Raw genomic sequence first — 26,291 nt, forward strand, 5'->3', positions numbered from 1 at the left:
AAGGATTGCCCCGCACCCGAGACTGGGTGCTCTGGGCAGTGCAACAGGCTCTGATCTTCCCACTCCTGGCCCGATGCTATGCAAAAGCAAAACGCCGAGGTATTGGAAACGTGTCCAATACCCCGGCGTCGTAATTAAAGTGTTCGAAGCGACTTAGCGAGCGGCTGTGCCCTCGGTGTAGTCGTCGTCGGTTTCTGCTAACCAGGAGAACATCTTGCGAAGTTCGCGACCGGGAACCACCCGAGAACCGAACACGCGCAACGGACACGACGTGATTTCAATTCAACATTGGAACACGCCGTGGTTGTGACGGCTTTTGTTAGGAAGCAGCCATATCGTCCACGCTTCGTGTCAGGGCAGCTGCGGCACGTTCCGCAATCATGATCGTCGGCGCATTGGTGTTACCGGTTGGGATGAGAGGCATGACCGAAGCATCGGCAATCCGAACACCGTCCAGCCCATGAACTCTAAAAGTAACGGGATCGACAACAGCTGACTCGTCTTGGCCCATTCGGCAAGTACCAACTTGGTGATGGTAGGTCACCACAGACCCGCGCACATAGTCTTCCAGATCTTCGTCCGCCACATCTGGGCCGGGAAATATTTCTTTCGGCTCCCATCCTGCCAACGCCTCAGCGCGTCCAATTTCGCGACATTGCTTTACGGAAGCTACAAGCGCGTCCACGTCTTGCTGCTCGGATAATACATTTGGATCAATCAGTAAAGGGTCTTCAGGGTTTGGCCCACTGAGTCTAACTTCCCCGCGGCTTTGGGGCCGAACCAGTCCTCCCTGGAGTGTGAAGCCGTTGTCCGGGCCTGATTGAATATTCGGCGCAGAATCCTGGGCATACATCGGAACTGAGAAAAAGAGCGGCTGGGTGTCCGCAACAGGTAAGTCAGGTCTGGATTTCCAGAACAAGTGCACCTCTGCCGGGGCAACCTCTCCCGTAGGAACAGGTTGAGCATTGGTGGTAAAAATGACGGGAGAAAGCCAGTGGTCTTGCAGGTTTTTGCCGACCTCAGCCAGATCATGGACCACCTCTATGCCAACCTCTCTCAAATCTGCAGATGGCCCCACACCACTTCGCAACAAGAGTTCTGGTGATGCTAAAGCTCCGGCGGTGAGGACCACTTCATTGGCTTGGAGCCGCGCTATTCGACCGCGGTGGTCAATTTCCACCCCAGTCACGTTATTACCGTCCTCGATAAGAAGTCTCCGAGCGTGCGCAGCGGTGAGAACCGTAAGATGGGGGTCACCCAGAATCGGTTTGAGATATGCGCGCCAAGTATTGAGCCTCTTGCCGTCGCGCACATTAAGTTGAATGCGAGACACGCCCTCCACATCGCCCGAATTGTAGTCCTCGTTATACGTCAGATTAGTCTGTTCAGCTGCTGCGACCATGTCTTCTTGGATAGAATTCCGCGAGTAATTGATCCGCACATCCATTGGACCGTGCTGGCCACGGGTCTGACTCATGTCACCGTCATAGTTCTCAATCTCCCGAAAAACCGGCCATACCTCATCCCAAGACCAGCCGGGGCAGCCCAGCTCAACCCACTGTTGATAGTCCCAGGCAGCACCACGCACCCAAATCACCGCGTTGAGTGCATTAGATCCGCCAAGCACCTTGCCTCGCGGTAAGTGAATCTTACGATTCATGGCGCCCGGTTGCGGCGTCGTGTAATAGTCCCAATCCTGCTCGCTGTGCCATAGAAGGCCAAGATCATTCAGATGATCTATGTTCGGGTTGGTCTCGTCGTCCCCCGCCTCGACAACACAGACACGTTTACCTGCATCAACAAGCCTTCGGGCAAGAACACAGCCGGCAGATCCGGCACCCACAACGATGTAATCAAACGTTTCAGTGGGGGTTTCAGTGGGGAAAAATGCTGACTTATTAGAGGCCATGATTGGCTCCTCTCGTATGGGCGACGCAATTCACAGCTCACAACCCTAGTGACATGTCACACAAATAGGGGCCGAGGGGTTGGAATATGCACACAGAGCCAAACGCTGGCAGCACTTGCGCACGGAACGTCAAGACCACTTCAAAAAACTCGAACGCTAGAAAGAACTCAGGGTGACCAGTAGCATAGTATCGCGGTTGCGACACTAAGGCAGTCCAGGAGGCATGATGACAGACGAGCAGGCAGTAGCACGAAATTTCGACGAGTGGGGCGCACTCGTTTCTACATCGTTCGTTCCATTAAATGCTGAGCCGGTACGCTCAGGGGCCTTCTCTGGCAGAATAGTTGGACAACGGCTCGGAGATCTGGTGATGACCAGAATCGCCGCATCACCCCATGCAGTGCTTCGATCCTCCGAAAGCATCTCCAGTGATGATAACCCACACTATAAGCTCAGTTTCCAACGGACTGGCTACGGCCTACTTATGCAAGATGGCAGGGAGGTTGTCATTGGACCGGGCCAGTTTGCGATCTACGATACGTCTCGCCCTTATATTTTGGCATTTGACAAGACATTCGCCACCGATGTGTTGATGTTTCCTCGTGGACGGCTGGGCCTTGACGAGAGGCAGGTCTCGCAGATGACTGCGACCTTGTTAGGGGAACAACGCGGATTGTCATCAGCGGTGGCTCAGTTCGTGACAAACTGTGGACAGATGCTGCCTGAGCTCAATCAGTCCACCGGCCACAGCCTCGCCTCCAATGTGATTGATCTGCTGAGAACTGTACTGTCCCAGGAAATGTACTCTTCGGACTCGACAGCGCATATGAAATCCGCTGACAAGCGCAAGGCCAGCACGATCCTGCGGTATATTCATGACAATCTGGCAGAGCAGCAGCTAACACCCAAGTTCATTGCTGATGCACATTTCATGTCCCTGCGGTCACTTCACCACCTATTTGAGAAAACGGGGAATACAGTTGCAGCTACCATTCGTACCCTCAGACTGGAACGATGTCGCAACGATCTAACTGACCCAGGCAAGCGCGAAACGCCGGTTGCATCAATCGGTGCGCGCTGGGGAATCGTCGACCCAGCACACTTTTCACGCATTTTTCGGCAAGCATATGGGGTCTCCCCCACCGTGTATCGCAAACAACATTAACCTTGCCTGTGTGCATTTGATTCCACCAACGGCACGGAGTTCCCCTGTTCGCCGTCAGGTCATCACCGGGATTACACCGCCGATGAGTTCACGGAGCATTATGGCAGCCTCACCGTTTAGGTTAACCAGGTCCGCATGGCAATGGAGTCAGTCGCTCAAGATGGGTACGTGCTCAAGGAGTACGCAGAAAAAGCGATCAGCGACGCCGAGAAATCGGCTGTGGCGCGCTGGATAAATTGATTTAGAAACGCTTCGGCAGGGCATTGGAAGCTACATCCAATGCCCTGCCTTCGTAGTTAAAGCGTCTGAAACGACTTAGCGAGCGGCTGTGCCCTCAGTGTAGTCGTCGTCGGTTTCTGCCAACCAGGAGAACATCTTGCGAAGTTCACGACCGGTTTCTTCAATTGGGTGCTGCTCTTCTTTGGCGCGGAGTTCCTTGAACTCTTTGGCACCATTGGCCTGGTCGTCCATGAAGCGCTTGGCAAAGGTACCATCTTGAACGTCCTTGAGGACTTCTTGCATGTTTTCTTTGACGCGAGCATCGATGACGCGTGGACCGGAGACGTAGTCACCGAATTCAGCGGTATCGGAGATCGACCAGCGCTGCTTGGCAAGGCCACCTTCGACCATGAGGTCAACGATGAGCTTCAGTTCGTGCAGTACCTCGAAGTACGCGATTTCTGGCTGGTAGCCAGCTTCGGTGAGGACTTCGAATCCAGCCTGGACCAGGTGGGATGCGCCACCGCACAGAACAGCCTGTTCACCGAACAGGTCGGTTTCAGTTTCTTCGGTGAAAGTGGTTTCGATGACGCCTGCACGGGTTCCACCGACACCCTTGGCATATGCCAGGGCGAGGTCTTTGGCTTTGCCTGATTCGTCTTTTTCAACGGCGATCAGGGCTGGCACACCGCGGCCGGCTTCGAATTCACGACGAACTACGTGACCTGGGCCTTTTGGTGCAACCATAGCGACGTCAACACCGGCTGGAGCCTTGATGAATTCGTAGCGGATGTTGAAACCGTGGGCGAAGAAGATGGCGTTTCCTTCTTCGAGGTGTGGCTCGATGGATTCGGAAAAGACCTTGGCCTGGTGCTGGTCTGGGACCAGAATCATGATGACGTCGGCTTCTTTGGCAGCTTCAGCTACGGTGAGGACCTTCAGGCCTTCAGCTTCAGCTTTGGCCTTGGACTTGGAGCCTTCGGCCAGGCCGATGCGAACGTCAACGCCGGAGTCGCGCAGGGACAGCGAGTGGGCGTGGCCCTGGGAACCGTAACCAATGACGGCTACTTTGCGGTTCTGCAGTAGTGAGAGATCGGCGTCGTCGTCGTAGTATTTTTTGGCCATGAGAGTGTCATTCTCCTTGGTGGGTTGGTTATTTGGTCAGTGCACGGTCGGTCATGGATTTGCCGCCGCGGGCAACAGCGATGGTGCCGGAGCGCACGAGTTCGCGGATGCCAAAGGGCTCGAGTACTTCCAGTAGGGCTTCCAGCTTCTGAGCGGCACCGGTTGCTTCTACTGTGACTGCGTCGGTGGATACGTCCACCACGTTGGCGCGGAACAGTTCTACAGCTTGGACTACCGATGCGCGGGTGGAGGCATCGGAGCGGACTTTGACCAGGATGTGGTCGCGCTGGGAGGACTGTTCCGGTATGAGTTCAACGATTTTGATGACGTTGACTAATTTGTTGAGCTGTTTGGTGACCTGCTCTAGGGCGTCGCCTTCTGCTTCGACCACGACGGTCATGCGAGAGAGGCCTTCGACTTCGGATTGCCCAACGGTCAGTGATTCGATGTTGAATGCACGACGGGCGAAGAGTCCTGCGACTCGGGTGAGGACACCCGGGACGTCTTGGACCAGTACCGAAAGGGTGTGGCGTTGCATGTTAGTCCTCCTCGTCCCAATCCGGGGTCATGTCCCGGGCTACTTGGATTTCATCGTTTGAAACACCGGATGGAACCATCGGCCACACCATGGAGTCTGCAGACACCACGAAGTCGACGACGACGGGACGATCATTAATTTCCATGGCCTTATGGATGGCCGGGGCGATGTCTTCTTCTTTTTCGACTCGCATGCCAACGGCACCGTAGGCGTCGGCGAGTTTCACAAAGTCGGGCACGCGAATCGAATCTGCGCCGGTGTTCAAATCGGTATTGGAGTACCGGGAATCGTAAAACAGGGTCTGCCACTGACGGACCATGCCCAACGATGAGTTGTTAATCAACGCAACCTTGATGGGGATCTCGTTGATTACGCAGGTTGCCAACTCTTGGTTGGTCATCTGGAAACAGCCGTCACCGTCAATTGCCCAGACGGCGCGGTTGGGTTCGGCGACCTGAGCGCCCATGGCTGCTGGGATAGCGAATCCCATGGTGCCCAAACCGGCGGAGTTCATCCACTGGTTTGGACGCTGGTAGCCGACAAACTGTGCGCCCCACATCTGGTGCTGACCCACGCCTGCCACGTAAATGGCTTCTGGTCCGGCAATTTCGGACAGGGTTTCGATGACCTTTTGCGGCGCCATCAGCCCGTCTTCGGCTGGGGTGTAGCCCAGGGGGTACGTCTCGCGCGTGTGGTTGACGATATTCCACCACTGGGTCAGATCCGGGGTGCCGTGCTCCGCGAAGCTTTCTTGCAGTTGTTCGCTAAGCTCCGGCAGGATGGATTTCACATTGCCAACGATTGGGACATCTGCGGCGCGGTTCTTGGAGATTTCAGCCGGATCAATATCTGCGTGAATCACTTTTGCGTTCGGAGCAAATGATGTCAGCTGCCCGGTGACGCGGTCATCAAAGCGTGCGCCGAGGGTGATCAGCAGATCCGACATCTGTAACGCCGATACCGCAGAAACAGTCCCGTGCATCCCGGGCATGCCGAGGTTCTGGGGGTCGTTATCTGGGAAAATTCCACGGGCGTTCAGTGTGGTGACTACGGGTGCGCCGGTGATTTTGGCCAGCTCGGCCAACTCCTCGGAAGCTTGTGCTCGCATCGTGCCGCCACCGACATACAGGACCGGTCGCCTGGCTTCCTGGATAAGTTTCGCGGCTTCGCGAACCTGACGGGAGTGCCCGCGGGTGACCGGGCGGTACCCGGGAAGATCCATGACTGGCGGCCAGGAGAATACCATTTGGGATTCCTGGGCGTCTTTGGTGATATCGACGAGCACTGGGCCCGGGCGGCCGGTGTTGGCAATATAGAACGCTTCTGCCAAAGCCTGTGGAATCTCTTCGGCACTGCGCACCAAGAAAGAATGCTTGGTGATGGGCATGGTGATGCCCACGATGTCTGCTTCTTGGAAGGCATCGGAGCCGATCAGCTTGGAACCGACCTGGCCGGTGATGAATACCACGGCTTCGGAGTCCATATTGGCGTCAGCTATGGCGGTCACCAGGTTGGTGGCTCCGGGGCCGGAAGTCGCAATGGCGACACCGGTTTTGCCGGTAGCCAGGTAGTAGCCCTGCGCTGCGTGGCCTGCACCTTGTTCGTGACGCACGAGGATGTGGCGGATCCGTGAGGTATCCATCAGTGGGTCATAGGTGGGCAAAATTGCGCCGCCAGGCAGTCCGAAGACGTCGGTCACGTCGAGCTCTTCAAGCGAACGGACGATGGCTTGGGCGCCGGTCATGCTGGTGGGTTCGACTACCTGATTGGAGCCTGGGACGGCTTGCGCGTCAGGGTCGTGTACAGTTTTCTCCCGCTGCGGCGGATGAGATGGCATCACCGAGGGGGTGATATTTGATCCGGAACTCATTTCAGTGCGCCTCGATCAGTCGTATTTTGTGTAGTTATTGCTGTCGACGTCGTTCACGTCGTAGGGTGCGTCGCGGTGTGCGGTACCCATAAAAAAACCCCGGCTTCGGCGGGTTTGCCTGCTCGGGGTTCAGCGCATGGAGGGCGTTTCCGCCCCCTGACAAAGTCAGTCCATGCGCTGGTAAATAACGACTACTAGGGTCTTCGACATGCCCTAATAATGGTCGTTTTGCCTGAAAAAGTCAAATCAGGCTCCCCGAGCCGCAACCGCTTAGAGTTCTACTTTCACATTACAGTGCGCGCCTTCTGCGGCCGACTGTACGAGTGAAGCGAATTTTCCAAGCACTCCGGTGGTGAATTTCGGTTCGATCGGCTGCCAGTTCTCTTTCCGGCGGGCCAGCTCCGCTTCAGTGACGTCGAGTTCAATCGAACGGCCTGCGATATCGACGCGAATAATATCGCCGTCTTCAACGAGCCCAATGGGACCGCCAACAGCGGCCTCTGGAGCAATGTGACCGATACAGAGGCCAGTTGTACCACCGGAGAAACGACCATCGGTGAGCAACAGCACATCGGAGCCGAGGCCTGCGCCCTTAATTGCACCGGTAATCGCCAGCATTTCGCGCATGCCTGGACCACCCTTTGGCCCTTCATAGCGGATGACGACGACGTCACCCTTCTTCAGCTCATCAGCTGCCAGGGCATCCATGGCGTGCTGTTCACGCTCAAAGACCCGTGCGGTGCCTTCGAAGACTTCAGCGTCAAAGCCTGCGGATTTCACAACGGCACCTTCTGGGGCCATTGAACCGTGCAGGATGGTCAGACCACCGGTGGCATGGATTGGTTTATCCAATTCCCGCAGCACAGCGCCGTCGAGCTTCTTCGGCTTGAGGTCTTCGAGGTTTTCGGCAACGGTTTTGCCGGTGACGGTCAGTGCATCGCCGTGCAGTAGACCGGCGTCCAGCAGTGCCTGCATGACAACAGGGACACCGCCGATACGGTCCAGATCGGTCATAACGTATTCACCAAATGGCTTCATATCCGCGATGTGTGGGATTTTGTCGCCGATGCGGTTGAAATCGTGCAGGGACAGGTCGACACCTGCTTCATAGGCAATCGCCAACAGGTGCAGCACGGTGTTGGAGGAACCACCAAAGGCCATCATGACGGCAATAGCATTTTCAAACGCTTTCTTGGTCAGAATATCGCGAGCAGTAATGCCCTTCTCAAGCATGTTGATGACAGCCTCGCCAGCTTTACGGGCGTCATAGTCGCGACGACGGTCATAAGACGGTGGCGCAGCCGAACCGGGCAGAGACATACCCAGGGCCTCGCCTACTGACGCCATGGAATTCGCGGTGTACATGCCACCACATGCGCCCTCGCCCGGGCAGATAGCTCGTTCGATGGTGTCCAAATCTTCCAGTGACATCGTGCCACGTGCACATGCGCCCACAGCCTCGAAAGCGTCAATCAGTGTGACCTGGCGTTCCACACCATCAGACAGCGTGGCGTAACCGGGGGCAATCGATCCGGCGTAGACAAACACCGAGGCGAGGTCCAAACGGGCCGCGGCAATGAGCATGCCCGGCAGAGACTTGTCACAGCCTGCCAGCAGGACAGAACCGTCAAGGCGTTCTGCCATCATCACGGTTTCAACCGAGTCAGCAATGACCTCACGGGACACCAGCGAGAAGTGCATGCCATCGTGGCCCATGGAAATACCATCTGAAACCGAGATAGTGCCGAACTGCAGCGGGTAACCACCGGCTGCGTGAACACCAGTCTTAGCGGCTTCGGCCAAGCGGTCCAGAGAGAGGTTGCACGGCGTGACTTCGTTCCAGGACGAAGCAACACCGATTAGCGGCTTGTCCCAGTCGCCATCGCCCATGCCTACCGCACGCAGCATCCCGCGCGCTGGAGCTCGCTCGTATCCATCGGTTACATCGCGAGAACGCGGCTTCATGTCAATTTCTGGGTTTTTAGACGTCATGGATCAAATCTTACTGACCTACTGTCCTACAACTCCTCACGTGACTGATCGTGTCTCACACAACAGCTAGAGATCAGCGCCACGGAAGAGTCGGTATACTCGACAATAGTGAAGCGACTTGTGGATTTTGCCTCTTGGCAATTCTTTGATAAAGTCTCTTTTCGTTGCCAAAATGCGATTAGCGCTCTTAGCTCAATTGGTAGAGCACCTGACTCTTAATCAGTAGGTTCCGGGTTCGAGTCCCGGAGGGCGCACCACATAGCGGCCGCAGCAGGATTTCAGACTCCTGCTGCGGCCGTTTCTTTTTGTTGCTGTCACTATGTTGTCGAGACTTGGATTACAGTCTGCCCAGAGAGCTTTATGCAATCTCGCTGAAGTTTTGTGACCGGGCGCTTGCACCGAGTGCCTGCGCTCTCACAGATGGATGATCGTCATCTTCTTCCATGACCGCTTCCAGGTACGCTGTGACCTTCTGGCGGCCTCCTTGAACCACCAGGTGTACCCCTATAGCCTGTATTCCATACAACCATGGAATACAGCAGGAGTTCGCAAGCAGGACGTCTTTGATGATCTGACTGACGTGGTCAGAGCATTCGGGAGCGGACGCAGGTTTGAGCTGGTCGAAATGCTGGCCCAAGATCAGCACAGCGTCGAATCTCTCGCCACCAACTGCAATATGGCAACCACTACAACGTCAAATAATTTGCAGATCCTGAAACACAACGGCCTGGTAGCTACCCGTCGGGCCGGAACCACAATTTTTTACCAATTGGCGGGAGAGGATGTGTTGGAATTATTCCTTGCCGCAAAGCGTGTGGCACTGCGCTGCAATGCGACCCTACGGCATTCACTCGAAACCTTTTTAGGCAGCCCCAGCGCCCAGGGACCTACAATCGATGCCTCCTTAGTGACCGACCATATGTTGGTTGTGGATGTTCGACCGCGAGACGAGTATGAAGCTGGGCATTTTCCCGGTGCGATATCGATTCCCATGGACCAACTTCCCGAGCGCTACGATGAGCTACCACGCGATCGACAAGTCGTGGTCTACTGTCGCGGCGAATTGTGCCGACTGGCCCGTGAAGCTGCCGTGACGCTGCGCGGTTACGCTCTCGATGCCATCGCCATGGACGACGGCATCGCAGAATGGCGCGTTGGACAGGAGATAACACTTGACTACGCTTCTTAAGTCCATCACGGAAGCACAGCGTCAGCAGCTGCACCGTCGCACACTGACCGTCGTGCTGCTCAGCCAAACCTTCGGTGGGGCTGGGTTAGCGGCCGGCATTTCAGTGGGTGCACTGATCGCCCAGGACATGCTTGGCACTGAAGCCCTTTCAGGACTCCCGACGGCCTTGTTCACACTCGGTGCGGCACTGACGGCAATTCTGATCGGCCGGGTCACCCAGCGCATAGGCCGGCGCATCGCGTTGGGAGTTGGCTTCATCGCCGGTGGCCTAGGTGCCATCGGCGTCGCACTGGCAACCCAGGCCAACAGCCCGGTCCTGTTATTTATCTCCTTGTTTATTTACGGTGCAGGGACCGCCACCAATCTGCAGGCTCGATATGCTGGAACGGATCTTGCTCCGGCGAACCGTAAGGGCACCGCAATTAGCACGGCCATGGTGGCTACTACCATCGGCGCAGTGGCCGGGCCCAACCTTATCGAGCCGCTGGGTGGGCTAGCACAAAACCTGGGACTTCCCGCTTTGGCAGGCCCCTTCCTATTGGCCGCTGTCGCATATATTCTGGCCGGTACCATTCTGATTTCGCTGTTACGCCCCGACCCATACACCGTGGCTCAACAGTGGGAACAACAACACGCAACCCAAGCTGCCGGACAAATTCATGACGACGCCAATGCACCCGCAGGCTCACCACGACTGGTCCGAATCGGCGCCCTAGTCCTAGTTATCTCTCAGGTCGTGATGGTCGGGATCATGACGATGACTCCGATACACATGCGCGCCTATGACCACACCATGGGCGCCGTCGGTCTCGTCATTGGACTCCACGTCGGTGCCATGTGGTTGCCGTCGTTGTTCACGGGTCCGATCGTTGATCGAATTGGCCCGCGGCTGACGACGATCATAGCCGGGCTGACGCTCTTGGCGGCCGGACTTGTCGCCGCGCTGTCCCCCGGCGAAAGTCTCGCCGGCATACTGGTTGCTCTCGTGCTGCTGGGATTGGGATGGAATATCGGGCTCGTCTCCGGCACCACACTGGTGGTCCATGGAACACACCCCGATGTTCGAGCAGCTACCCAAGGCAGTATCGATGTGTGGTACCAAATATTTGGTGCCGGAGCAGGCATGTTATCGGGCATACTCATGAGCGTCACCGGATTCGCAACACTCACGATCCTCGGCGGTATTTTGGCCATGATTCTGGTGCCGGCGATCCTCCTGGCACCGCGCGAGCGAATCTAACAATCCGATCCATTCCAGGCCTGTGAGACGGCACCTGAGCTGAAACGCTGCGACATAGAACAACTCGTCTACGTAGCAAGAATATACCTGGCTTCTACAAAGGGTAGAATTATCTCATTGGATGCAGTGCCAAGAGAACTATCGAAGCGCGCGATGCGCATTGTCAAGGAGAGTAGATGTCGGATACCGCTGTTACACACAGCCGTAGCACCGGCATTACCCGGCTGGTACGCGGCTGGATCGCGGCAATCATCGCTGTCATTTTAGCCGCAGAAGGCCATCAGGCCGCCCACTCACTCGTCCACGGCGCAGCAGACCCCATCCCCGTCCAACTCCTGGGTTTATCCCTCGCCGTGACCGCGCCAGTAGCAGTGGCACTAGCAGGCAGAGGCCCCTCAAAACGGACCGCGGCCACCACCATTTTTGGTCAAATCGCTTTCCATCTGCTCTACTCAATGGCATCACCCGGTGGGCATGCCGAGCACCAAATTCATACGACACCTGCCGTAGATGCTGCCACAGCCGATGTGCTCATGGTTTTGGCCCATCTACTGGCCGCAGCGCTGACCACCACCGCTGTCTTATATGGCGAGCGTAGCTTACTCGCCATCGCCGCCTGGCTGACGCTGACACCATCACGAGTTCTCATAGGCACACGGCCGCTATCCATCGGTGGAGCCAAAACGGTCCAAGCGATGCATACCGTCTGGATTCCGCATCCGTTGAATGTCTGCCAGACTCGTACAACCAGAGGCCCACCCGTCTTAGCGTAGACGTGGCCTAAACATGGGAGTGGCCCTCCCCGTTTGACGTCATGCTGATCTCACACACTTCAGAATTGGTGCTCCACAGACTTATGGTGAGTCAACCGAGGCTGAAAAGAACTGTAGAAGATCCGTCAGACGTTAAACCGCAGGACATGTTGGACGCTGATCAGATAGCCAATACATATACTCAGCGTCGTTTCCTGCCGAGCTCGGTAGCAGAGCCGCCAGGCGATCTACCGAGCCGCCGGACGACTCAATTCGTAGGATTATTGATGAAAAAAGTTATTCCGCTAATTTCCGCTACTGCACTTGCCGGTCTCGTATTGACAGGCTGTGATGCGGCTGCCGAAAACGATGTGTCAGATGAGACTGAGCAAGCGGCCGAAGGGCAAATCTTTGCAGTTGAAGATCCCTGGGTCAAAGCAACCGAAGAATCGCTCGACGAATCTAGCGATCACTCGATGACCTCAGCGTTTGCACATCTGACAAATGTATCGGGTAAAGATCAAACGATCGTGGGGGCGTCTGCCGGAATGGCCGACATAGTTGAACTGCACGAAGTCATCGACGACGGCGGTGTCAATGTGATGCAAGAAAAAGAGGGCGGCTTCCCAGTCGCCGCGGACGAGCTATACGAACTGAATCCAGGTGAAGATCACATTATGCTCATGGAGCTCACCGAAGACATCAACCCCGGCGACGTCTTCGAAATCACCCTGGAGTTAGAAAATGGTGAAACCCAAGACATCGAGTTCACCGCCAAGGAATTCGTGGGCGCCCAAGAAAACTACGGCGACGTAGACCACCATGACGACGATCACTAAATAAAAGGAATCGATACCCAGTGACCGACAGACAAGACAGCGCCGATAAACAGCCCACCCGGCATGTTTCTCGGCGCGGACTGTTGTTGGGTACCGGGGGATTCATCGGCGGTGGCCTGGTTGGCGCTGCAGCAACATACGCTGCGGCGCCGACCAGGGCTGCGATCGCACCCGATGCGATCCAACCAGCCGTTACGGTAAGCCCGGGTATAGCCAACACAAAAGTAACTGTTTCAGAACCCTATGGCACACAGAAATTGCCATATTATGGTCCACGTCAAGCAGGGGTGGACACACCAATGCAAGCCCACGGGATTTTCATTGGCCTGAACCTCAATGCTGACACTGATGGCGATCGCATCGCTGCAATGATGCGGCTGCTCACCGATGATGCTGCGCGCCTCACCCAAGGACGGGGAGCGCTAGCTGACCTCGATGAAGAACTGGCTGCCGCACCGGCCCGACTGACGATCACGTTCGGATTTGGTGCCGAAATATTTAGCCGCACCAACTCAGCTCTGAAGCCCTCCTGGCTGAAACCGTTACCCGAGTACTCCATTGATCAATTAGACCCCGAGTACACGGGTGGCGATCTGCTCATCCAAATTCAAGGTGACGACGCGATCTCAGTGGCACACGCTCGACGCATGCTTCTCAAAGATGCCCGAGCATTTGCCTCCGTGGCCTGGACCCAAACTGGGTTTACTCACGCTCGCGCCTCGCATCCAGATGACACCACGACTCGTAATTTATTTGGCCAAGTCGATGGCAGCGCAAACCCGACACGGGGCTCAGATACAGCAGAACGCATCGTGTGGGGTGTCGGTGCAGGCGATGGCAGGGGGACGAAGGATTTACGCCCCTGGATCGAGAATGGCACCTCGGTGGTCATCCGTCGCATCGCCATGGACCTTGATGAATGGGATGAGCTAGATCGCCTCATGCAAGAAGACGTGATGGGCCGCAAATTGGGCTCGGGGGCGCCATTGACAGGCTCGAAAGAACATGACGAGCCTGATTTCGATGCCGTGGGACCAGCAGGGTTCCCAGTCATCTCCGACATTTCGCATATCCGCCGTGCCCGGACAAGTGATTCCGATGAGGCCATGTTCCGTCGCAGTTTCAACTATGACGACCCACCGACCACATCGGAGAGTGCAGTGCACGGTCAAACGAGAGTCTCCGCATCCGGGCTGATCTTTGTTGCATTTCAATGCGACGTCGAACAGCAGTACGTGCCAATCCAAAATCGGTTAGCAGAATCCGACCATCTCAACCTGTGGACCATACCAATTGGGTCTGCAGTTTTTGCTATCCCTCCCGGCTGCCAAGAGGGTGGTTTTATAGGCGAAGAACTCTTTGCCTAACTACAACAAAGCAGACTGCCAACCAGTACCAAAACATACCGAGATGCCTACGGCCGTCTCGGTATGTTTTCGGTAGGTTTGTGGCCCTGGACTACTCGTCGTCGTGTTCGTCGTCATGTGCATCGCTCAAGGCGTTATCCATCGCGTCAACAAACACGTTGGTCGGCTGCGCCCCTAACATCGGCTGACCACCAAGCACAAATGCTGGTGTTGAGTATGCGCCAAGGTCGGTGCCGAATGCTTCGTTGGCTTGAATTTGTTCATCGACGACGTCGGATCGCATATCTTCGATGAATTGTTCGGTATCCAGCCCAAGGCCCTCAGCGATTTCAAGCATCGCTTCCTCCGTTAACTGGCTTTCAGCGCGGATCTCTCCGTCAAGGAATAACTCGTCATGAAACTCCCAGAACATATCCTGTAGTCCGGCAGCATAGCTGGCCTTGGAGGCTCGTTCCGAGAGGTCGCCGTAGACGTTGAGATCACGCCACTCAATACGCAACTGGCCACCGTCAACGTATTCCATCATGACCGGCAGGGTGTCGTTACTCCAGTTGGCACAGTATGGACACTGGTAGTCCGAGAACACCACCAGAGTCACCGGAGCATCAACGTCGCCGATCGCCAGCGGGTCACTCGAGTCGCGTTGCTCAACGTGGGTGAGGTCGATTTGATCCGAATTTTCCGGTTCGACTATATCCACTACACCCCCATCGGAGTTTCCTTGCTCCGTTTCAGCGCTAGATTCAGGGTCACTCCCCCCGATGACAAGCCAGAACACTCCGGCGAGCACCACGATGACACCTGTCCCAATCAGTATTGGTAACAACCACAGATTGCGGCGGGACGCGAGTTCTTCAGGCATAAGGTCCTTTTCTCTTGCATACAGAAGACGTTACTAGGCACTATAGTGACTATGAGTCATAGTTACTATGCAAAGTAGTCTCGACCCTGCATAATGGTGGCATGGCATGGGTATCTCAGCGCAGCGCGCAAGTTGGAATGTCCGTTCGTTTGGCCGGTCGGGCGCTCAAGTCCTGGCAAGCACGTCAGGTGATTGCCGGCGTTATTGCCGCCCTGCTGGTCGCGCTGGTGACTGGTTTTGCAACCGTGCTCATCCCGAACGACCTGTTTACCCGAGACATCCCGCCCACCTGGTGGGATCATCCAGTCTGGATCACTACGTCCATACTGAGTGGCGTGCTGATCGCTACCTACGTCCGCCCAGACAATTCTGCGACACCCAAGGAGACGAGCGCTGCAGCTAATGCAAATGCTCAACATGAATCAACCCGACAGGAGCGCAGCGGGAAAATCGGCATGCTCGGCGGCTTCCTGGCGTGGTTTGCAGTGGGCTGCCCCGTCTGCAATAAGATCGCGCTTCTGGTATTGGGCTATTCCGGGGCACTGACATGGTTTGCTCCCTTTCAACCCGTATTAGCAGTTAGTGCCATGCTCCTCACCGGCGTCGCAGTAATCTGGCGGCTCAAAGGGCAGGTGGCCTGCACAATGCCGAAGCAGCCGCATACACGCCGCACCAACGACCTTGCCCCATCGAGCCGCTAGCACATGAAAAAGCGGGGGGATCAGCCTATGGCTAGGCAACTTCTGCTGCAGCAACACTAGTCGGCGGGGGCAAGTACATAGCCCTCATCAACCTGTAGGACACCAGTCCCAGAGGGGCTGATATAGGTCGGCACTGCCGGGATCCCATCCTCGTCAGGGTCATAGGCGCGCCCAACCTCTCCGGTGATAACATTGCGGGCTTCCAGCCCACCGTCATTGTTCAGGAGATACACCATGGCTGACCCAACGCCCTGAAAATCCATCCCCTCAACGGGATCTCGGAAGTACTCTCCCTCGGCGGGATTATGACCAACAAGCTCCTTGCCAAGCGTTACCCAAGTTTGGCTCGACGGGTCTTGTATAGCATCAGAAATACCCGATGCGATAACTTCACCAGTTTCCAAATCGACCAAACTGAGCTCATCACGTGCATTGCCCACCAACGCGGCGCTCAACGGCGCAGTTTCGCCAGCATCGGGCGAGTGCACCTGGTCTACACTCCAGCCGTACTTTTCTATGTCTATCGCCCATAGAGGCTTTCCGACATCGCCCGACTGCGCCAAACCCGCTGCAGCATATGCCTGCAGCTGTTGATCTTGCAGTACGAGAATTGTTCCGTGATACTCACCGACGATACGCAGTTGCTCATGCGTGCTCTCCCCCAATAGGATCTCGCCGGTCGCCGGATCCAGAACGATTTTTGGACCGATTTCTCCGATTTGTGCATCCGGCGACGATGCAAAGACCGCCCCAGGGCCTACGTGTTGACCAGCTACTTCAACCGGCCCCCACATTCGCTGGCCGGTGCTCAGCTCGTAACCACTCACCGTGGTCGTGCCAAAGCCCTCACCGCTGGGCTCGACGTCACTCAAAACCGCGATGGAGTCTTCACCGACGCTGGTTAGAGCAAACCCTGTACAACTCTGCGGACGCTCAGCTTCCCAGAGCACCATGCCGGAGGAATCGACCGCACGATAGGTCAAAATCCCATCAGCATCATCAGCTGCCAAGAAGATGTCATTACTGTGCTTCGGCTTCGTCGCCCACTGCGGATCAACGATCGGTAAATCCTGCAATTGCAGCGGAATCCGCCATTGCTGAGTGTCAGCCTCAGGAGCAGCTGAGTTGACTGACTGTGGTGTCGGGTCGTAGTCCGGCACTGCGTCACGACCCACGCTTTCACCATAGGCACACGAGCTGATCGACAACATGGTTGCCGTCAACACTGCGGCGATTTTAGGTGTACGCACAAAGGTCTCCTCCTGCATGATTGCCTGCCCTCTGACCGAAGGCGCTCATAACAACCCACCCGCTGAAACTGTGGCCGAAGCAGGTAAACCCTGAGCCGCTAGAGAGCACCAGCGCCTCACGGGAATCACTGGCGATTGGCCTGGATTGCGGTGTGTCTGAGTGCTTTCAAACATAAAATGCTTTCTTTCGGCACACAGACTGGGCTACTATCCTACATAGTAACCATGTTGCGTAGTAACTATGCAAAGCCGTCGTCGTCTTGCATAATAGAAGGGCACGTATCAATCATCGACTCGCTGATCTTCACAGCGGCTATCACTCGACGCCCCGAAGTTTCGCGAAAGACGGCGTGCACCACTCAGTATCGTGGCAACAGCACAGAAATATGGAGCCAAACCAGCAATGACACCCCCACAGGAGGCGTCGGAAGACGCTCCAAAAGTCGCACAACTTGGCGAGCTAGAAGAGCTTGTGATGGATCTGCTGTGGCAACATAGCCCACGAAGCGTCCGCGATATTCTGGACGCGCTACCACGCCGCTTGGCCTATACAACCATTGCAACGGTGCTACAAAACCTCAAACGCAAGGACCTTGTCACGACGCAACGCGAAGGCCGACTCGTGTCATACCTACCCTTGCGGACGCGCGAAGAATACACCGCGCAACTCATGCGACAGGCACTGGATCACAGCGATGATCGAGCAGCTTCCATTCTGCATTTCGTCCAAGACATGCCTGAAGATGAAGTAGCCATGCTACGTGATTATTTGGAGCAAACGTGACCGTACTCTTTGGCCTGGTAATACTGGCCGGGACAGTCATTGGGTTTGGCATATTCGGTGCCTCACTCATTCGAAGTGCCGCGCCAGCATTAATGCGGGTGCCGCGCCTAGCCGTGCTCACGCTGATGTCAGCCCTGGGGATTTGGCTTTTTGCAGTGATGGCCATTGGACCGATGTTGGCGTGGCTGATATCTGGGCCAAACCAATTCATGCCCGGCGCAAGCGCGCAAGTGTGCCAACGATGTCTCCAAGCCGCAAGTCCACTTCAACCCGGAGCAGAGATTGATACGATCATTCCCGTCGTGCTGCTCTTGCTCGCACCACTCTTACTGCTCGCAGTCATCCTGATAACCGGTTCATGGTTGCGCCACCGTCGGCAAAACACACTCCGAACGCTGAGTAAGTCCCTGCCCTGTGACGGCAACCGCAAAATGGTTGCGGGGCACAACGTGCTGGTCCTGCCCAGCCAATCCCCCATCGCGTTCGCACTCCCGAAGCGTCGCTGCGGCATCGTCATCTCCCCTGTTTTGCTCGAACTGCTCGATGAGCAAGAGCTTCGAGCCGTACTCGCCCACGAGGCAGCGCACCTCAAGCAGCGACATCATCTCGTCCTTGCCTTATTGCACGGCGTGATCGTACCGTTACGCTGGATCCCGTTGGTGGCCGCTATCGCTGATGCAGTACCGCACTATCTTGAAATGGCAGCCGACAATGCGGCGCGCTCCGAGGTAGGGACACCAGCCCTGGCCAGTGCTCTACTTAAACTCGGCGAAAAACCTAAAATGGCAGACCGCTTTCACGGCCCTGCCGATTCACTCGCTGAGGCCGCAGTGACGTTACACGCGGCTGGCGCCGACAGGATTCGCCAATTGGTTGCCCCGGCTAGTGGCCGGTTGGGCATAGTGCCGGTTGCAGGCATGCTCGGTCTCGTAGGAATTTTAATGATCAGCAGCGTGACAGTCCACGTACCCTATCTGCAAGCGGTTCTGGCAGGCTGCCTCACCTAGTACGCCGTGTGCGCTTGGCCTACTGGCAGCCTCTCAAGGATAACGACAATATCGAGGAACTCCGACGACAGTTGATACTCTTCGAGTCGCAGGACCCGAAACTCGTGTGGGTTCAGCGATGCTAGTCTCGTACGAAAGTCAGCGAGAGTATCGCGAACAACTTCAGGAGGCGGACCATGCGGGCTATCCGGTGCGTGAGCGATCCAAACAAGCCGTCCCCCAGGAGCCAGCAGATCGGCGCTGTTTACCAGCACCGATAAGTCGATATGCAGATAGCTCGCCACAAGAATATCGAATACCTCGCGGTCAGTGGGCTGCCAGGACGAGACGTCGGCAACGACAGGCCTGATACGGTCGGCAAGTCCCTGCGCGGCAGCATCGCGTTGCACCAGTTCGTGAGCCGATGCAGCGAAATCCACTGCTGTCACCGTCACCCCAAGGCCAGCTAGCGCCAGCGCATGTCGCCCAGCCCCAGATCCGAGGTCTAGAGCGTTCAACGGCTCAGATACCCCATCGTTGTGCCGTTTCCGCTCGAGCATGGCCTGAGCCTCCTGGAGCACCATGGGGTGCGGGCTCACACCGTCGGGTGTGTGGCCGACCTTATCGCGGTAGCGTGCCTCCCACATGTTTTGATTACTCATGACGACTCCCACACTTCCATAGGAACCAGCAGGTCAAGGCTGATACAGCCCCTCGACTATGCAGGATAGTAACTATCTACTATAGTCGAGTGCGAAATGTTCTCGTGACGGTATAATTCCGTGCTCAACTACCACTTATGCAAGGAACCCCGTATGTCCAAATCTCACAGTGCAAGCTCCACACGACTTTGGCTGATGCCTACACTGGTCATGCTGGTGATTGCTGCCGCCCTTGTCGGCGCATTTTTCTGGGGAAGATCGACAGCCCCACCGCAGGCTGATTCAGGTGGTGAAGACACTGCCCAGCAGGGTACTGAGCAGAACCAAACAGTCCCCCAGGACGTTGCTGATCAGGTGATACGCCGCGATCAGGATGATCCACTAGCGGTAGGCGATGTTGATGCTCCCGTTGTACTGGTGAAATTCTCCGACTACCAGTGTCCATTCTGTGCCCGCTGGAATGCAGAAACCCTGCCAGACCTCCAACAGTATGTTGACAACGGGGAGCTTCGCATTGAATGGCGCGACATCAATATGTATGGCGAAGATTCCGAACGTGCCGCGAAAGCTGCCGTCGCTGCGGGGAAACAAGACCAATTTGTGGAATACCATGCACAGCTCTTCCCCGATGGAGATATCCTAGAAAGTTACTCGGCAGAAGCGCTAACGGCGATCGCAGCGGAGACCGGTCTGGATATCGAACAATTTGAAACTGACCTCAGCTCCGAAGAAACTGCTGACATCGTTGCTGAAAACGAGCAACTCGGTCAAAGCATTGGAGCACAGTCCACTCCGACCTTCATCATGAACCAGACACCCATTGTCGGAGCACAACCGGCAGAAGTATTTGTTGATGCCTTTGAAGAATCGCTTGACGCAGCCCAGGAGTAAAGCATGGATATTGGTTTCCTTACAGCGCTGATTGGTGGGTCGTTGGCGTTGTTGAGCCCCTGTGGTGCGCTCCTCTTACCCGCGTTTTTCGCGTCTACGGCTAGCTCCGGTGCTCGATTGTGGGCACACGGTGGATTATTTGCGTTTGGGCTGTTGCTGGTCTTGATCCCGTTGGGACTGGGCGCCGGCGCCCTAGGAACACTGTTTGCCACTCACCGCAGCGCGATCATCATTGGTGCATCAATGTTGATGATCGCGCTTGGCATCATCCAGGTACTTGGTTTCGGTTTTGATCCCTCCCGGTTTGTTCCGGGTGCCCAACAGCTGCAGAAGCAAGCAAATCAGCGCACCGGATGGGTCAAAACACTGTTGCTGGGAGCAGTGAGCGGGGTTGCCGGCCTGTGTGCAGGGCCCATTCTGGGCGCCGTACTGACGTTGGCCGCAGCCAAAAATGATGTGTGGTCTGCAGGCATCCTCCTAGGGGTGTATGGACTTGGCATGGTGGTGCCACTGATGCTGCTGGCTAGTGTGTGGAATCGGCTGAGTCCGCGTTGGAAATCTCGGTTGCGGGGCAAAACGCTGACCGTATTTGGTCGCGAGTTTCACACAATCTCGGTGTTCACCGGGTTACTCATCATTGCAGTGGGCATGTTGTTTTGGGCAACCAACGGCTTGGTCCAGATGCCTGAACTCCTCCCGACAGACGTCTCGGCGTGGCTCCAAGAATCCACTGCGGTCTTGAGTAATCCGATCTTCGACATGCTCCTTTTGGTATCTGTGGTCGGCATTATTTTGTGGGTCTGGATTCGTGCCCGGTATCGCAAAGCACGTGAGGCCCTAGACTCGCATGTGACGTGAGGCAACCCTAGCGACCGTGGTGTGTCCAGCTTCCGAGGCACACGTCAATGAAGCTCTAGAGACCCTAAAGACATAGACCTGCACAGCCCGTCTCTGTTCTTGCACGTAAAATACGCTGTACCTGTCAGCGTGAACACTAACAAACGTCGCCGTTCACCGAGGTGATACCACCGAATGGAGCTTCCAGCATACACACCCGACCATGATGATCGTGGCTCCGGGACGCCCTCCCCGATAACCAGGTATGGCGACTGCCGTTGTTCATGGGTTTAAGCGTGCTTATCGGCGCCGTGGCAGCTGGATTTCCATGGCCAACGGCAGCGACTGTCGGCGAGACAGCGTCGACCGGCACAGTTCTATGCGGAGAACCCTGACCTCGTCGAAATCGATGAGATCTCACAAGAGATGCAAGATGCCATCGTCGTGATTGAAGACGAACTCATTGCCGGTGGCACGACAACGATAGCCAATCGGTTAAACGAAGCGCGGGTCGATGTCGATATCGAGTAAGAAATGACGAAGGAAGCGCCCAGAAGGCTTTCTCAATCTGGCCTTTTCGGCGACCGGAACTAAGGCACTGAGGCCGCAGCTCAGCACTACTGGGGCATCCCGGCTGCCGATTTGAATATCCAATAATCCACCACCCTCGCGGGGCATGCTCAGAACCCCAACGGCTACAATCCTGAGACGAACCCCCGAAGCAGCACAGAAATGCTGCAATACGGTCGTGGACGCGATGTTGCGCAACAAGCTCGTCTTCGCAGCGTGGCTGGAGGACAGTAATTCCATGACCGCTATGGTCGATGCGACCAAAGATGAATGGATATCACCGATCTGTTCAGCAGAGTTGGATACGTCCGGGCCGACGATGACACTGAAATTAGTCCCACGCACCCCCGTTTGTCCTGGGCCGTGCAGAAGTCTCGCCGCTGCCCCAGGCCTCGGCCTTTGCTGCCCTAGCTAACGACGGCGAATACTGCGCTCCAGTGAAGGTCACCGAGGCGCGAGACAACGAGTACGAGATTCCAGAAGCAAACTGCGAGCAGACCCTTGACTCCGACCTCGTTGCACAGTTGAACGAAACGCTGATCCCAATCGCCGAGGAGCGCACTGCCGACAGTGACCGGCAATACCCGATGACTGGCAAGACGGAGACGAATAACTTCGAGTCGTCAACATGGTGCAACGGTTACACCACAGGGCTCTCCTTCTCGACATAAGCTTGACGCCACACCGACCACGAAACCCTGCGCGGTTCGACGATTGGCGGGCAATACTACAAGAACTTGCAGGGCCCGGAATTACCCGGTCCTATGTGGCTGAACTACATGAATGAGGTCGCCCCGGAATACTCAACCGTGGAATTCGCCAAGCCACAGGAATCGCCGCATGACGACCCGGACGACATGTCGCGCGTCGACATCTCTTGCGATAGGAGCAACTCAGACGATGACTCCGAGGACGCAGTCGACGAAGACTAGCCAGCGGTGACGAGCAGCTCGTCGCACACCTTCGCGAACAGGTTGAGCATCCTCAGGCCTCTCAAGAATCCACACCAGCCTTGAAAACGTTACCCAGATCACATACTCTCGAAATAGTTCCACCTGGAACTATTTCATTTCCGCGTACATATTGGGTTACCCCTAGACACGAAGCTCCAGGCAAACCCTGTCGAGGAATTCAAGGAGAAATGTTGAGTATTTCAGTCAAGGACACCCTCGCCGCTCAAGGCATCCACCCCAGTGATGAACACCTCAAGAAGATTGAAGCCAAGTGGGCCGAGATTCGCCAGCTCAAGGGAGACCTTGAAAACGCGAATCTCGATGATGCGGACATCGCATTGCGAAACATTCCAGGAGGAGATCACGTTGCCTAAGGAACTCCTTTCTAAAACGACCACCGAAGTCGCCAAACTGATTGAGAGCAAGGAAGTCTCCCCAGTTGACCTCACGCAAAGCTTGCTCGACCATTCTCACGAGCTCAACGACAAAGTAAATGCCTATATCAGCTTCCGAGACGACGCCGCCTTGGCAGAAGCGAAAGTGGCCGAGGACGAGATCTCGCAAGGGAATTACCGCGGACCCTTACACGGGATCCCAATGGCAATCAAAGATAATATTTATGTCGGCGGAGAAGTCACGACGATGGCGTCCAAGATCCATGGTGATTTCGTTTCCAAGGATGATTCTTCGGTCGTCAACAAGCTACGCGAAGCTGGCATCGTCCTCACCGGAAAACTCAACATGCACGAGTACGCCTGGGGCATCGACAATAACAGTCCGCACTTCGGATCAGTCGCTAACCCCTGGAACGCAGACAAAGTACCTGGCGGGTCAAGTGGAGGCTCCGGTGCAGCAGTAGCCGCCGATATGAGCTTCACAACCCTCGGCACAGATACAGCGGGCTCCATTCGGATTCCTTCTGCAGCATGTGGGCTCGTGGGGCTCAAGCCCACTCACGGCCGGGTCGCAAAATACGGTTGCTTCCCGTTGGCCTGGAGCCTGGACCACATCGGACCGATGTCCAAGAGCGTCGCCGACGCTGCAGCCACATTGCAGGCGATCGCTGGTTACGATCCCCGAGATCCTACTTCAGTGGAGGCACCTGTCTCGGATTACTCTGCAGGTCTAGACAGCGATCCAAAAGGACTGGTCATCGGAGTGGAAGAAAACTATTTCTTCCGCGACGTGGATTCTCCCATTGAGGATGCTGTACGAAAACAAATCGACCAGCTGGTGAGCCAGGGGGCCAGTCTCAAGACGGTCAGGATCCCTTCACTGCGGCATTCAGAATGGACCGAACTGGCCACGAGCCTCTCGGAAGCCTCTGCGATCCATCACACCGATCTGCAAAACCGCCCCGACGACTTTGGCGCAGACATCAGGTTCTTATTCGAGCTGGGTGAACTCTTCTCGTCCGTGGAATACCTCCAGGCACAACAGATCCGCCGCCAGATCAAGCAAGAGTTTACGGCTGCATTGCAGGAAGTCGACGTCATTATCGCCCCGACTTTGCCTGTGATGGCCCCGGACATTGGTTCACCTGTGGCCCAGCTCAACGGGCAAGACGTTGATCTCATCGACGCATTTATCCGTTATACAGGGCCAAGTAACCTCACAGGACTGCCGGCGCTTACTGTTCCGGTCGGCCTCGACGACGGGCTGCCGATTGGTCTACAAATCATCGGTCGAGCGTTCGATGAAGCTGGCGTGCTGAAGGTCGGCGCCCAGATCGAAAGAACTAACCCCATGGAAGGCCGTCGTGCCCCCATTGGTGCATAACGTGCCGTTTTTATAAAAAATCCCGGGGCTCCGTGATCCGAGGACCAGAATTATAGAAGAACATGGGAGCAGGCATGTCTGATCTGGCTTTACTTTTTGTTGGGGCCGTACTTTTAGTGAACGGATTAGTTTTTCTCGAGCGAGTCGACGGGAAAGCGGCCATCCCCGTTAACCTCCTGACCGGAGGACTCTTACTCTTCAGTGCTTTGCTACAGATCCTTGAAGTCGATCCGACCTCACCGGATTACGCTGCGACGGCTTTTGGCGCAGCCGGATTATCCGTCTTTGGCTTCACCTACCTCACGGTGGGAGGTAATTCACTGTTTGGAGGAAGCGGGACCGCCCTAGGGTGGTTCTGTGTCTGGGCTGCAGGTATTGCAGCAGTTCTTGCGATGGTGAACTTCACGTTGACCGGTAACGTGAACATGGCGTGGCTCTGGAGTGCGTGGTCGATACTATTTACAGCATTCTTCATAGCACTCACTTCTCAGGCCGTGTATCTCACGAAAGCCGCGGGTGTTCTCGCGATACTGCAGTCAGTCAGCACCGCGACCATACCTGCACTCCTGAGGATCAGCGGGGCATGGGAATCTACCTCAGTGCTGTTGATCGCAATAGTTCAAATTGCGGTGGTCGCAACCTACATCGCAGCGGCTATGTACTGGCGAAGAGCACCGGCAGATACGATGGCTTGATGGGTCCCAGAATCACCACAGGAGCAATGCTCTTGGCCGTCGTGGCCACCATTGCTCTTGTCACTGTCGAGCTTTCAGAAGCCGTAACGCTCGCCTGGAGATTGCTGCCGATATTTATTTTTGTCGCCGGCATGTCTGTCGTCACAAATATTTCCGCACAAGTGGGGGTATTCAACGCCGTGGCACAAGCGCTAGAGCGCACCGCACCAAACAAAACGAAGCAACGGCGAAGAGTTCTTTGGGCCGGGATAGTTCTCATCAGCATTGTTGTCACCGTGTTCTTATCACTCGACACCACGGCGATTTTACTCACGCCCCTGGCCATCACCTTGGCCAAGCGAAATCAACTCAACCTGGTCGCCGTAGCTTTGGCAGTGGTATGGATTGCCAATATCGCTTCCCTTCACCTGCCCGTTTCCAATCTGACGAACCTCCTGGCTCTGTCGGGCAAGGGATTTACGAGTGAGTTCGATTTCATTTCTACTGCTGCAGTGCCCGCGATTGTTGCCACCACAATCGCGGTGTTTGCCTCACTGTTGGCCAATAGACTGCCTCAGCGACTAGCTAACAGCACGTCGGGTACAGCGAGTGGAATCTCCGAAACATCTAGTCCACTACTCAAGCCGATGCTGATCATCGTGGCAGTTTTACTTCCGGCCCTGGCCTCGTCCATCCCCTACTGGTTATCCAGTACGGTCGCTGCTGCCGCCGTCCTGGCGATCACGGTGTGGAAACAACGTGAGATCATTTCGGTCTCACTGATCCCGTGGTCTGCTCTCGTTCTGGCCGGCGCCTTATCCACGGTTGCAACGACCCTCAATGCAGTTGGCGGGGAAGAAATAGTGCGCGGGATACTCGGTGATACCCAAGCCACGCCGATGGGCCTACTTCAGTTGGCAGGGGCCGGAGCTCTGACAGCGAATCTTATCAACAACATCCCTGCCTTCCTCGCTTTGGAACCCGCCCTCACGACATCCAACGACTATCTGGCAATGCTCATAGGTACGAACACTGGACCGATCATCACTCCGTGGGCATCATTAGCGACGTTGTTGTGGTACGACCAACTACAACGCGCGGGCGTCCAGATTCGTTGGCGTACTTTTATTGCCTTAG

Annotated in this window: 25 protein-coding genes and 1 tRNA gene; 18 read left to right on the forward strand and 8 right to left on the reverse strand. The window is 55.9% G+C overall.

Features of this window, described 5'->3' with window-relative positions:
* Positions 1–319: 319 nt before the first annotated feature.
* Entirely contained in the window at positions 320–1,909 is a 1,590-nt protein-coding gene (locus L0H14_RS06170; RefSeq protein ID WP_301419943.1) for a GMC family oxidoreductase, read from the reverse strand.
* 223 nt (positions 1,910–2,132) lie between these two features.
* Here L0H14_RS06170 and L0H14_RS06175 point away from each other — a divergent pair, with 223 nt between their 5' ends.
* Entirely contained in the window at positions 2,133–3,074 is a 942-nt protein-coding gene (locus L0H14_RS06175; RefSeq protein WP_301419944.1) for a helix-turn-helix domain-containing protein, read from the forward strand.
* 315 nt (positions 3,075–3,389) lie between these two features.
* On the opposite strand, the gene ilvC is transcribed toward L0H14_RS06175, so the two are convergent.
* The 4 genes from ilvC to ilvD form a co-directional block, all read right to left on the reverse strand.
* Positions 3,390–4,418 (reverse strand): ketol-acid reductoisomerase, encoded by a 1,029-nt coding sequence (gene ilvC / locus L0H14_RS06180; protein ID WP_301421508.1) that lies wholly within the window; start codon positions 4,416–4,418, stop codon positions 3,390–3,392.
* A 28-nt stretch (positions 4,419–4,446) separates the two neighbouring features.
* Positions 4,447–4,956: an acetolactate synthase small subunit gene (gene ilvN / locus L0H14_RS06185; protein WP_022871571.1), complete on the reverse strand. Its 510-nt coding sequence runs from the start codon at positions 4,954–4,956 to the stop codon at positions 4,447–4,449.
* 1 nt (position 4,957) lies between these two features.
* The gene (locus tag L0H14_RS06190) at positions 4,958–6,826 is read right to left on the reverse strand and encodes an acetolactate synthase large subunit (RefSeq protein ID WP_301421509.1); all 1,869 of its coding nucleotides are present in this window, start codon (positions 6,824–6,826) and stop codon (positions 4,958–4,960) included.
* A 270-nt stretch (positions 6,827–7,096) separates the two neighbouring features.
* Positions 7,097–8,818 (reverse strand): dihydroxy-acid dehydratase, encoded by a 1,722-nt coding sequence (ilvD, locus tag L0H14_RS06195; protein ID WP_301421510.1) that lies wholly within the window; start codon positions 8,816–8,818, stop codon positions 7,097–7,099.
* Positions 8,819–8,999: 181 nt separating this feature from the next.
* Between ilvD and L0H14_RS06200 the strand changes: the two genes are divergently transcribed.
* From L0H14_RS06200 to L0H14_RS06225, 6 genes are all read left to right on the forward strand, one after another.
* Positions 9,000–9,075: transfer RNA gene (locus L0H14_RS06200), tRNA-Lys, on the forward strand.
* Positions 9,076–9,242: 167 nt separating this feature from the next.
* The gene (locus L0H14_RS06205) at positions 9,243–10,007 is read left to right on the forward strand and encodes a metalloregulator ArsR/SmtB family transcription factor (protein WP_301421511.1); all 765 of its coding nucleotides are present in this window, start codon (positions 9,243–9,245) and stop codon (positions 10,005–10,007) included.
* The gene (locus L0H14_RS06210; RefSeq protein ID WP_301421512.1) at positions 9,991–11,247 is read left to right on the forward strand and encodes an MFS transporter; all 1,257 of its coding nucleotides are present in this window, start codon (positions 9,991–9,993) and stop codon (positions 11,245–11,247) included. Before L0H14_RS06205 ends, L0H14_RS06210 begins: the two co-directional genes overlap by 17 nt.
* Positions 11,248–11,423: 176 nt before the next feature.
* Positions 11,424–12,020, forward strand: coding sequence for a hypothetical protein (locus L0H14_RS06215; RefSeq protein ID WP_301419101.1), 597 nt, complete (start codon positions 11,424–11,426; stop codon positions 12,018–12,020).
* A gap of 266 nt (positions 12,021–12,286) precedes the next feature.
* On the forward strand, positions 12,287–12,838 hold the full coding sequence (locus L0H14_RS06220) for a copper chaperone PCu(A)C (RefSeq protein ID WP_301421513.1): 552 nt from the start codon (positions 12,287–12,289) through the stop codon (positions 12,836–12,838).
* Between the two features lie 20 nt (positions 12,839–12,858).
* Positions 12,859–14,205, forward strand: coding sequence for a Dyp-type peroxidase (locus L0H14_RS06225; protein ID WP_301419105.1), 1,347 nt, complete (start codon positions 12,859–12,861; stop codon positions 14,203–14,205).
* Positions 14,206–14,296: 91 nt separating this feature from the next.
* Here the strand turns inward: L0H14_RS06225 and L0H14_RS06230 are convergent, their stop codons facing one another.
* Positions 14,297–15,067: a thioredoxin domain-containing protein gene (locus L0H14_RS06230; protein ID WP_301419107.1), complete on the reverse strand. Its 771-nt coding sequence runs from the start codon at positions 15,065–15,067 to the stop codon at positions 14,297–14,299.
* A 101-nt stretch (positions 15,068–15,168) separates the two neighbouring features.
* Between L0H14_RS06230 and L0H14_RS06235 the strand changes: the two genes are divergently transcribed.
* On the forward strand, positions 15,169–15,768 hold the full coding sequence (locus tag L0H14_RS06235) for a hypothetical protein (RefSeq protein ID WP_301419109.1): 600 nt from the start codon (positions 15,169–15,171) through the stop codon (positions 15,766–15,768).
* Between the two features lie 56 nt (positions 15,769–15,824).
* Here L0H14_RS06235 and L0H14_RS06240 read toward each other — a convergent pair whose 3' ends face one another.
* Positions 15,825–17,018, reverse strand: a complete 1,194-nt coding sequence (locus L0H14_RS06240) for a hypothetical protein (protein WP_301421514.1) — start codon at positions 17,016–17,018, stop codon at positions 15,825–15,827.
* A gap of 403 nt (positions 17,019–17,421) precedes the next feature.
* On the opposite strand from L0H14_RS06240, the gene L0H14_RS06245 reads away from it, so the two are divergent.
* Both L0H14_RS06245 and L0H14_RS06250 read left to right on the forward strand, forming a co-directional pair.
* Positions 17,422–17,802, forward strand: a complete 381-nt coding sequence (locus L0H14_RS06245; protein WP_301419111.1) for a BlaI/MecI/CopY family transcriptional regulator — start codon at positions 17,422–17,424, stop codon at positions 17,800–17,802.
* A complete protein-coding gene (locus L0H14_RS06250) occupies positions 17,799–18,809 on the forward strand; it encodes a M56 family metallopeptidase (protein WP_301421515.1) in 1,011 nt (336 codons plus the stop codon). Before L0H14_RS06245 ends, L0H14_RS06250 begins: the two co-directional genes overlap by 4 nt.
* Here the strand turns inward: L0H14_RS06250 and L0H14_RS06255 are convergent.
* Positions 18,806–19,450: a cyclopropane-fatty-acyl-phospholipid synthase family protein gene (locus L0H14_RS06255; RefSeq protein ID WP_301419115.1), complete on the reverse strand. Its 645-nt coding sequence runs from the start codon at positions 19,448–19,450 to the stop codon at positions 18,806–18,808. The genes L0H14_RS06250 and L0H14_RS06255 overlap by 4 nt on opposite strands.
* A 153-nt stretch (positions 19,451–19,603) precedes the next feature.
* Between L0H14_RS06255 and L0H14_RS06260 the strand changes: the two genes are divergently transcribed.
* The 8 genes from L0H14_RS06260 to L0H14_RS06295 form a co-directional block, all read left to right on the forward strand.
* Positions 19,604–20,341 carry a DsbA family protein gene (locus L0H14_RS06260; RefSeq protein WP_301419117.1) on the forward strand — a complete coding sequence of 246 codons (738 nt, stop codon included), beginning with the start codon at positions 19,604–19,606 and terminating at the stop codon, positions 20,339–20,341.
* A 3-nt stretch (positions 20,342–20,344) separates the two neighbouring features.
* Complete coding sequence (locus L0H14_RS06265; protein WP_301419119.1) at positions 20,345–21,199, forward strand: cytochrome c biogenesis CcdA family protein; 855 nt, start codon at positions 20,345–20,347, stop codon at positions 21,197–21,199.
* 905 nt (positions 21,200–22,104) lie between these two features.
* Positions 22,105–22,419 (forward strand): penicillin-binding transpeptidase domain-containing protein, encoded by a 315-nt coding sequence (locus L0H14_RS06270; protein WP_301419128.1) that lies wholly within the window; start codon positions 22,105–22,107, stop codon positions 22,417–22,419.
* 108 nt (positions 22,420–22,527) lie between these two features.
* Entirely contained in the window at positions 22,528–22,680 is a 153-nt protein-coding gene (locus tag L0H14_RS06275) for a hypothetical protein (RefSeq protein WP_301419123.1), read from the forward strand.
* A gap of 209 nt (positions 22,681–22,889) precedes the next feature.
* Positions 22,890–23,075 carry a hypothetical protein gene (locus L0H14_RS06280; protein ID WP_301419125.1) on the forward strand — a complete coding sequence of 62 codons (186 nt, stop codon included), beginning with the start codon at positions 22,890–22,892 and terminating at the stop codon, positions 23,073–23,075.
* Entirely contained in the window at positions 23,068–24,480 is a 1,413-nt protein-coding gene (locus L0H14_RS06285) for an amidase (RefSeq protein ID WP_301421516.1), read from the forward strand. The genes L0H14_RS06280 and L0H14_RS06285 overlap by 8 nt, the downstream gene beginning before the upstream one ends.
* A 74-nt stretch (positions 24,481–24,554) precedes the next feature.
* Positions 24,555–25,175, forward strand: a complete 621-nt coding sequence (locus L0H14_RS06290; RefSeq protein ID WP_301421517.1) for an AmiS/UreI family transporter — start codon at positions 24,555–24,557, stop codon at positions 25,173–25,175.
* On the forward strand, positions 25,175–26,291 hold a 1,117-nt coding region (locus L0H14_RS06295; protein WP_301421518.1), incomplete at its 3' end, for an SLC13 family permease. The genes L0H14_RS06290 and L0H14_RS06295, both read left to right, overlap by 1 nt.

Origin of the sequence: Yaniella sp. (assembly GCF_030453185.1) — a bacterium.
Lineage (GTDB): Bacteria > Actinomycetota > Actinomycetes > Actinomycetales > Micrococcaceae > Yaniella.

Coding starts and splice junctions, on each gene's coding strand:
- L0H14_RS06170 (WP_301419943.1), bottom strand. CDS start 1,909: ATGGCCTCTAATAAGTCAGCATTTTTCCCCACTGAAACCCCCACTGAA.
- L0H14_RS06175 (WP_301419944.1), top strand. CDS start 2,133: ATGATGACAGACGAGCAGGCAGTAGCACGAAATTTCGACGAGTGGGGC.
- ilvC (WP_301421508.1), bottom strand. CDS start 4,418: ATGGCCAAAAAATACTACGACGACGACGCCGATCTCTCACTACTGCAG.
- ilvN (WP_022871571.1), bottom strand. CDS start 4,956: ATGCAACGCCACACCCTTTCGGTACTGGTCCAAGACGTCCCGGGTGTC.
- L0H14_RS06190 (WP_301421509.1), bottom strand. CDS start 6,826: ATGAGTTCCGGATCAAATATCACCCCCTCGGTGATGCCATCTCATCCG.
- ilvD (WP_301421510.1), bottom strand. CDS start 8,818: ATGACGTCTAAAAACCCAGAAATTGACATGAAGCCGCGTTCTCGCGAT.
- L0H14_RS06205 (WP_301421511.1), top strand. CDS start 9,243: ATGATCGTCATCTTCTTCCATGACCGCTTCCAGGTACGCTGTGACCTT.
- L0H14_RS06215 (WP_301419101.1), top strand. CDS start 11,424: ATGTCGGATACCGCTGTTACACACAGCCGTAGCACCGGCATTACCCGG.
- L0H14_RS06220 (WP_301421513.1), top strand. CDS start 12,287: ATGAAAAAAGTTATTCCGCTAATTTCCGCTACTGCACTTGCCGGTCTC.
- L0H14_RS06230 (WP_301419107.1), bottom strand. CDS start 15,067: ATGCCTGAAGAACTCGCGTCCCGCCGCAATCTGTGGTTGTTACCAATA.
- L0H14_RS06235 (WP_301419109.1), top strand. CDS start 15,169: ATGGCATGGGTATCTCAGCGCAGCGCGCAAGTTGGAATGTCCGTTCGT.
- L0H14_RS06245 (WP_301419111.1), top strand. CDS start 17,422: ATGACACCCCCACAGGAGGCGTCGGAAGACGCTCCAAAAGTCGCACAA.
- L0H14_RS06255 (WP_301419115.1), bottom strand. CDS start 19,450: ATGAGTAATCAAAACATGTGGGAGGCACGCTACCGCGATAAGGTCGGC.
- L0H14_RS06260 (WP_301419117.1), top strand. CDS start 19,604: ATGTCCAAATCTCACAGTGCAAGCTCCACACGACTTTGGCTGATGCCT.
- L0H14_RS06265 (WP_301419119.1), top strand. CDS start 20,345: ATGGATATTGGTTTCCTTACAGCGCTGATTGGTGGGTCGTTGGCGTTG.
- L0H14_RS06275 (WP_301419123.1), top strand. CDS start 22,528: ATGAATGAGGTCGCCCCGGAATACTCAACCGTGGAATTCGCCAAGCCA.
- L0H14_RS06280 (WP_301419125.1), top strand. CDS start 22,890: ATGTTGAGTATTTCAGTCAAGGACACCCTCGCCGCTCAAGGCATCCAC.
- L0H14_RS06290 (WP_301421517.1), top strand. CDS start 24,555: ATGTCTGATCTGGCTTTACTTTTTGTTGGGGCCGTACTTTTAGTGAAC.